5 protein-coding genes are annotated in these 6,538 nt (G+C 72.7%); 1 reads left to right on the forward strand and 4 read right to left on the reverse strand.

What is annotated here, in order from left to right:
• Positions 1-38: 38 nt before the first annotated feature.
• The 3 genes from M3185_RS12890 to rpsO all read right to left on the reverse strand — a co-directional run bounded on the left by M3185_RS12890 (position 39) and on the right by rpsO (position 4,343).
• A complete protein-coding gene (locus M3185_RS12890) occupies positions 39-1,463 on the reverse strand; it encodes a M16 family metallopeptidase (protein WP_251334081.1) in 1,425 nt (474 codons plus the stop codon).
• Between the two features lie 73 nt (positions 1,464-1,536).
• Positions 1,537-3,816: a polyribonucleotide nucleotidyltransferase gene (locus tag M3185_RS12895; protein WP_251334082.1), complete on the reverse strand. Its 2,280-nt coding sequence runs from the start codon at positions 3,814-3,816 to the stop codon at positions 1,537-1,539.
• A 257-nt stretch (positions 3,817-4,073) separates the two neighbouring features.
• Positions 4,074-4,343: a 30S ribosomal protein S15 gene (gene rpsO, locus M3185_RS12900; RefSeq protein WP_251334083.1), complete on the reverse strand. Its 270-nt coding sequence runs from the start codon at positions 4,341-4,343 to the stop codon at positions 4,074-4,076.
• Between the two features lie 325 nt (positions 4,344-4,668).
• Between rpsO and M3185_RS12905 the strand changes: the two genes are divergently transcribed.
• A complete protein-coding gene (locus M3185_RS12905; protein ID WP_251334084.1) occupies positions 4,669-5,532 on the forward strand; it encodes an aldo/keto reductase in 864 nt (287 codons plus the stop codon).
• Positions 5,533-5,570: 38 nt separating this feature from the next.
• On the opposite strand, the gene M3185_RS12910 is transcribed toward M3185_RS12905, so the two are convergent.
• On the reverse strand, positions 5,571-6,538 hold a 968-nt coding region (locus tag M3185_RS12910; RefSeq protein ID WP_251334085.1), incomplete at its 5' end, for a bifunctional riboflavin kinase/FAD synthetase.

Here is a 6,538-nt window from a genome sequence, read left to right on the forward strand (position 1 = left end):
CTCCAACTCTAGGTCAACGGGCAGTGCCCGGCGGGCGGTCAGCGCCGGGTGGGGGCCACGATCGTGGTGACGACCGGTCCCTGGGCGAGCCACGCGGCGAGCTCCTGCACCTGCTGGGGGGTCACGGAGCGGACGCGGTCGAGGGACTCGTCGATGTCGTAGAACTCCCCCGACTTCAGCTCGGCCGAGCCCAGGCGGGACATCCGGGAGCCGGTGTCCTCGAGGGCGAGCACGGTGCCCCCGCCGAGCTGGCCCACGACCTTGCGCAGCTCGTCGGCGCCGATCCCGTCCGCGGCGAGCTTCTCGAGCTCGCCGGTCATCAGGGCGACGACCTCGTCGGTGCGCGCGGGCAGGCAGCCCGCGTACATCCCGAAGTAGCCGGCGTCGGAGTAGGCCCCGGAGAACGAGAAGGTGCTGTAGGCGAGGCCCCGCTTCTCGCGGACCTCCTGGAACAGCCGGGAGGACATGCCCCCGCCGAGGGCGGCGTTGAGCACGGTCATGGCGAAGCGGCGCTCGTCCCCGGCCACGAGCCCGGGGCGGCCGACCACCACGTTGGTCTGCTCCACGGGCCGCTGCAGGAAGTGCTCGCCCCAGTCGGGGGCCAGCGGCGCCGGGGTGCGCTCGCGCCGGGGCACGGGCGCGGCGGGGCGCGCGGGGTCCCAGCCGGCGCGCTCGAGGGCCTCGGCGACGAGGGCGACGACGACGTCGTGCTCCAGCCCGCCGGCCGCGGTCACCACGAGGCCCTCGGGACGGTAGTGGCGCCGGTAGTGCTCCACGACCGCGTCCCGGGGCACCGCGAGGATCTCCTCCGGGGTGCCGCCGATGGGCCGGCCCAGCGGGTGCGCCCCGAGCACGTTCTGGGTGAACTCCTCGAAGGCGACGTCCTCGGGGTCGTCCTTGTCCATGGCGAGCTCCTCGAGGATGACCCCGCGCTCGCGCTCGAGCTCCTCGGGGTCGATCGCCGCGGAGGTCACCATGTCCGTGATCACGTCGATGGACATGGGCAGGTCCTCGGCGAGCACGCGGGCGTAGTAGCACGTGTGCTCCTTCGCCGTGGCCGCGTTGGACTCCCCGCCCACCTCGTCGAAGGCCTCCGCGATCTGCAGCGCCGAGCGGCGGGCGGTGCCCTTGAACAGCAGGTGCTCCAGGAAGTGGGTGGAGCCCAGCCGGCCGGGCTCCTCGTCGCGGGATCCCACGCCCACCCAGAAGCCGACGGTCACGGCCCGCTGGGCCGGCATCCGCTCGGTGAGCACGCGGGTGCCGCAGGGCAGCACCGTGCGGCGCACCACGTTGCCGCCGTCCCCTTCGTGGAGGGTGTGGCTGAACCCGGCGGCGGCCGTGGTGAGGGCCGCGGCCGCGGTGCGGGGAGAACTGGTACGGACCGCCGAGAGGCGGACGTCCGGGCCGGGGGTCTCCCCCGTGCCGCGGTCGCCCGCCTCCAGCGGCAGATCGACTGCCGTCATGTCCTGTGATCTGCTCCTGTCGGTGTGACGCCGGGCGTCACGGTCGGTGCGGCGGTCTGCGCGGCGGGGCCGCTCAGGCCTCGACGGTCGCGTCGGCCTCGGCGTCGTCGTCCTCGGGGAAGACGTTCGGCTCCTCGGCGACCACGGGGGCCAGCGAGAGCTTGCCGCGGTCGTCGACCTTGGTGATCTCGACCTGGACCTTCTGGCCCACGCCGAGGACGTCCTCGACGTCGGTGACGCGCTTGCCCTCGTTGAGCTTGCGCAGCTCCGAGATGTGCAGCAGGCCGTCCTTGCCCGGGGTGAGGGAGACGAAGGCGCCGAAGGTCGTGGTCTTCACCACGGTGCCCAGGTAGCGCTCGCCGACCTCGGGGACCTGCGGGTTGGCGATCGCGTTGATCGCCGCGCGCGCGGCCTCGGCGGAGGGCCCGTCGGTGGCGCCGATGTAGACGGTGCCGTCGTCCTCGATCGAGATGTCCGTCCCGGTGTCCTCCTGGATCTGGTTGATCATCTTGCCCTTGGGGCCGATGACCTCGCCGATCTTGGAGACGGGCACGGTCACGGAGATCACGCGCGGGGCGAACTCGCTCATCTCGTCCGGACGGTCGATCGCGCCGTTCATCACCTCGAGGATGTGCAGGCGCGCCTCGCGGGCCTGGGTCAGCGCGGCGTCCAGGACCGAGGAGGGGATGCCGTCGAGCTTGGTGTCGAGCTGGATCGCGGTGACGAACTCGGCGGTGCCGGCGACCTTGAAGTCCATGTCGCCGAGGGCGTCCTCGGCGCCGAGGATGTCGGTCAGCGCGGCGTAGCGGGTCTCCCCGTCCACCTGGTCGGAGACCAGGCCCATGGCGATGCCCGCGACCGGGGCGCGCAGGGGCACGCCGGCGTTGAGCAGGGACAGGGTCGAGGCGCACACGGAGCCCATCGACGTGGAGCCGTTGGAGCCCAGCGCCTCGGAGACCTGGCGGATGGCGTAGGGGAACTCATCCCGCGAGGGCAGCACCGGGGTGATGGCCCGCTCGGCGAGGGCGCCGTGGCCGATCTCGCGCCGCTTCGGGGAGCCCACGCGGCCGGTCTCGCCGGTGGAGTACGGCGGGAAGTTGTAGTGGTGCACGTAGCGCTTGGTCTTGACGGGCGACAGCGAGTCGATCTGCTGCTCCATCTTGAGCATGTTCAGCGTGGTGACGCCCATGATCTGGGTCTCGCCGCGCTCGAAGATGGCGGAGCCGTGCACGCGCGGCAGGACCTCGACCTCGGCGGTGAGCTGGCGGATGTCCGTCAGGCCGCGGCCGTCGATGCGCACCTGCTCGGTGAGGATGCGCTGGCGCACGGTGTGCTTGGTGAGGGCCTGGTAGGCGCCGTTGACCTCGTCCCTGCGGTCGGCGAAGGGCATGCCCTCCCCGGCGAGCTCGGCGAGCACGGACTGGTGCAGCTCGTCGGTGGCGACCTCGCGCTCCTGCTTGCCGGCGATCGAGTAGACCTCGGCGAGGCGGGAGCCGGCGGCGGCGGCCACGGCGTCCTTGACGTCGTCGCCGAAGCCGCCGAAGCGGGGCAGCTCCATCGCGGGCCGGCCAGCGCGGGCCTTGAGGTCGGCCTGCGCCTCGCACAGCGCCTGGATGAAGGGCTTGGCGGCCTCGAGGCCCTGGGCCACGAGCTCCTCGGTCGGGGCGACCGCGCCGTTGCTCTTGATGAGGTTCCAGGAGTTGTCGGTGGCCTCGGCCTCGACCATCATGATCGCGACGTCCTGGGACCCGTCCGCGGCGGTGACGACGCGGCCGGCCACGGCCATGTCGAACACGGCGTTCTCGAGCTGCGAGTGCTTCGGGAACGCGACCCACTGGTGCTGCCCGTTCTCACCGGCCATGAGGGCCATGCGCACGCCGCCCACCGGACCCTGGAAGGGCATCCCGGAGAGGGTGGTGGACATCGAGGCGGCGTTGATCGCCACGGTGTTGTAGATCTCGTCCGGGTTGATGGACAGGACCGTGACGACGACCTGGACCTCGTTGCGGATGCCCTTGCCGAAGGCCGGGCGCAGCGGGCGGTCGATCAGGCGGCAGGTGAGGATCGCGTCCGTCGAGGGGCGGCCCTCGCGGCGGAAGAAGGAGCCGGGGATGCGCCCGGCGGCGTACATGCGCTCCTCGACGTCCACCGTGAGGGGGAAGAAGTCGAAGCCCTCGCGCGGGGACTTGCCCACGGTCGTGGCGGAGAGCATGGTCGTGTCCTCGTCGATGGAGACGAGGGCGGCGCCGGCGGCCTGCTTGGCGAGGCGGCCGGTCTCGAAGCGCACGACGCGCTTCCCGTAGGAGCCGTTGTCGATGACGGCTTCGGCGTACTGGATCTCGGGACCCTCCACGGGTCACCTCCGTTTCGTGTCGGCGGGACGTCCCGCGACCACCCGGTCTTCGATCGAGATCCACGGACCACCGGGGCCGTGCGGCCGTCCGGTTTCCGGAGATCACTACCGAGGACCGCGAATGATCGGCGCGGTCGCCCCGTCAGCTGGTGTGCTGGTCGTTCGGTTGTTGCGGTGGCCCGCCCGGCGTCCGTGCCGGGGCGGGCGGGGTGCACGGCGGCGTCCTCCCGGGACCGGGGGACGCCGCCGGGGGCCGACTAGCGGCGCAGACCGAGCCGCTCGATGAGCGAGCGGTAGCGCTCGATGTCGGTGTCGCGCAGGTAGCCCAGCATGCGGCGACGACGACCGACCAGGGCCATCAGGCCGCGGCGGGTGTGGTGGTCGTGCTTGTGCTGCTTCAGGTGCTCGGTCAGATCGGAGATCCGGCGAGACAGGACCGCGATCTGCACCTCGGGCGAACCGGTGTCGCCCTCGTGCGTCGCGTACTCCTTGATGATGTCCTGCTTGATGGCGGCGTCAAGGGCCATGTGATAACTCCGTTCGAGTCAGTACCGTGCGGCCCGGACGACGGGTTCGTCGCCGGGTCCCGGGCGGGCCCGGGGGCCCGACAACCACGGACTGCAGTCGGACCGCCGTCAAGTCTAGCGGACGCGCGGTCCTCACCCCACCCCCGCCCGCGACGGCGCGCTGCGCTGGGCGCTGCCGGAGCCGTGGGCCAAGATGGGACAGGAACGACGGCGGCACGCCGGCGCCCCCGGGCCCGGCGCGACGCCGGCCCCGCAGCAGGTGCGCGGCGGACGTCGCAGGCAGGAGCCGCAGGTGCAGGACCAGGACACGACACAGGAGCAACGCGTGAGCAAGGACAAGCAGGACGGCCCGGGGCCGGCGGGCCGCACGCACGTGATGCGGGACGGCCACCGCATCCCGGCGATCGGGCTGGGCACCTACCCGATGGACGACGCCGAGGCGGAGGCGAACGTGGCCGAGGCGCTCATGCGGGGCTACCGGATGGTCGACACCGCGGTGAACTACGGCAACGAGACCGGCGTGGGGCGGGGGGTCGCCGCGTCCGGGGTGCCGCGCTCGGAGGTGTTCCTCACCACCAAGCTCCCGGGCCGCGACCACGGCACGGACTCCGTGCGCCGCTCCCTCGAGGGCTCGCTGGAGCGGCTGGGCACCGACCACGTGGACCTGTACCTGATCCACTGGCCGAACCCGTCGGTGGACCGCTACGCGGAGAGCTGGCGGGCCATGCTGGGGCTGCGCGAGGAGGGTCTGGTGCGCTCGGTGGGCGTGTCCAACTTCACCCCCGCCCACATCCGGCGCCTCGTCGACGAGACCGGGGAGACGCCGGCGGTCAACCAGGTCGAGCTGCACCCGCAGTACCAGCAGGAGCGGCTGCGGGAGTTCCACGAGGAGCACCGCATCATCACCCAGGCGTGGTCACCGCTGGGCCGCAGGACGGACGTCCTGCAGCACGAGTGGATCGCCGCGATCGCGCGGCGGACCGGGCGCACCCCCGCGCAGGTGGTCCTCCGGTGGCACCTGCAGTCCCGGACCGTGCCGATCCCCAAGACCTCGGACACCCGGCGGATGGCCGAGAACCTGGACGTCCTGGACTGGGAGCTCGACGAGGACCAGATGCACCGGATGCGCCTGCTGCACACCGGGATCAGCGGCTCCGGCGCCGACCCGAACACGCACGAGGAGATGTAGCCGCCCGCCGCGCCCCCGGGCGGGCGCGGCGGCCCGGCTCAGGCCTCGGCGGCGAGGATCTCGCGGGTGCGGGCGACGTCGTCGTCCATCTGGGCCACGAGCTTGTCGACGCCCTCGTAGGCGACCATCCCGCGCAGCCGCTCCACGAACTCGACGACCACGTCCTGGCCGTAGAGGTCGAAGTCCTCCACCGGCTCCTCCGGGCGGTCGATGACGTGCGCCTCCACCTGGCGGGGAACGTTCTCGAACGTCGGGTTGGAGCCCACGGAGATGGCCGTGGGCCAGCGGGTGCCCTGGGCGTCGACGAGCCAGCCCGCGTACACGCCGTCGGCCGGCACGAAGCCCGCCGCGTCCGGGGAGAGGTTGGCCGTGGGGTAGCCGAGCTCGCGGCCGCGCGCGGCGCCGTGGACGACCTCGCCGCGGATCCGGTGGTTGCGCCCCAGCAGCCGGGCCGCCGCGCGCACGTCCCCGTCGTGCAGGCACGCGCGGATCCACGTGGACGAGCAGCGGCGGTGCGCCTCGGCGTCCTCGGCGGCGGGCTCGCCCAGGGGGTCGAGGAGGTCCTCGACGACGAGCACCTCGAAGCCGTGGCGGGCCCCCAGGGCCCGCAGGGTGTCGACGTTGCCGGAGTTGTCCCGGCCCAGGCGGGTGTCCGAGCCCACGACGAGGCACCGCGCCCCGAGGGGCCCCACGAGCGCGCCGAGCACGAACTCCTCCGTGGACTGGCGCGCGAACTCCAGGGAGTAGGACAGCACGAGCACGGCGTCCACCCCCGTGGCGTCGAGGGCGTCGAGCTTGTCCTGCGTGCCCATGATCAGCCCGGGGTGGCTCTCGGGCCGGTGCACCTGCGCGGGGTGCGGGTCGAACGTCACGACGACCGAGGCCCACCCGCGCTCCCGGGCCAGGTCCACGAGCTTGCGCATCACCTGCTGGTGACCCCGGTGGACGCCGTCGAAGTTGCCGATGGTGACCACGGACGGGCCGAAGCCCGGGGGGACGTCAGAGA

It is taken from the genome of Kocuria rosea (assembly GCF_023715525.1).
Lineage (GTDB): Bacteria > Actinomycetota > Actinomycetes > Actinomycetales > Micrococcaceae > Kocuria > Kocuria rosea_A.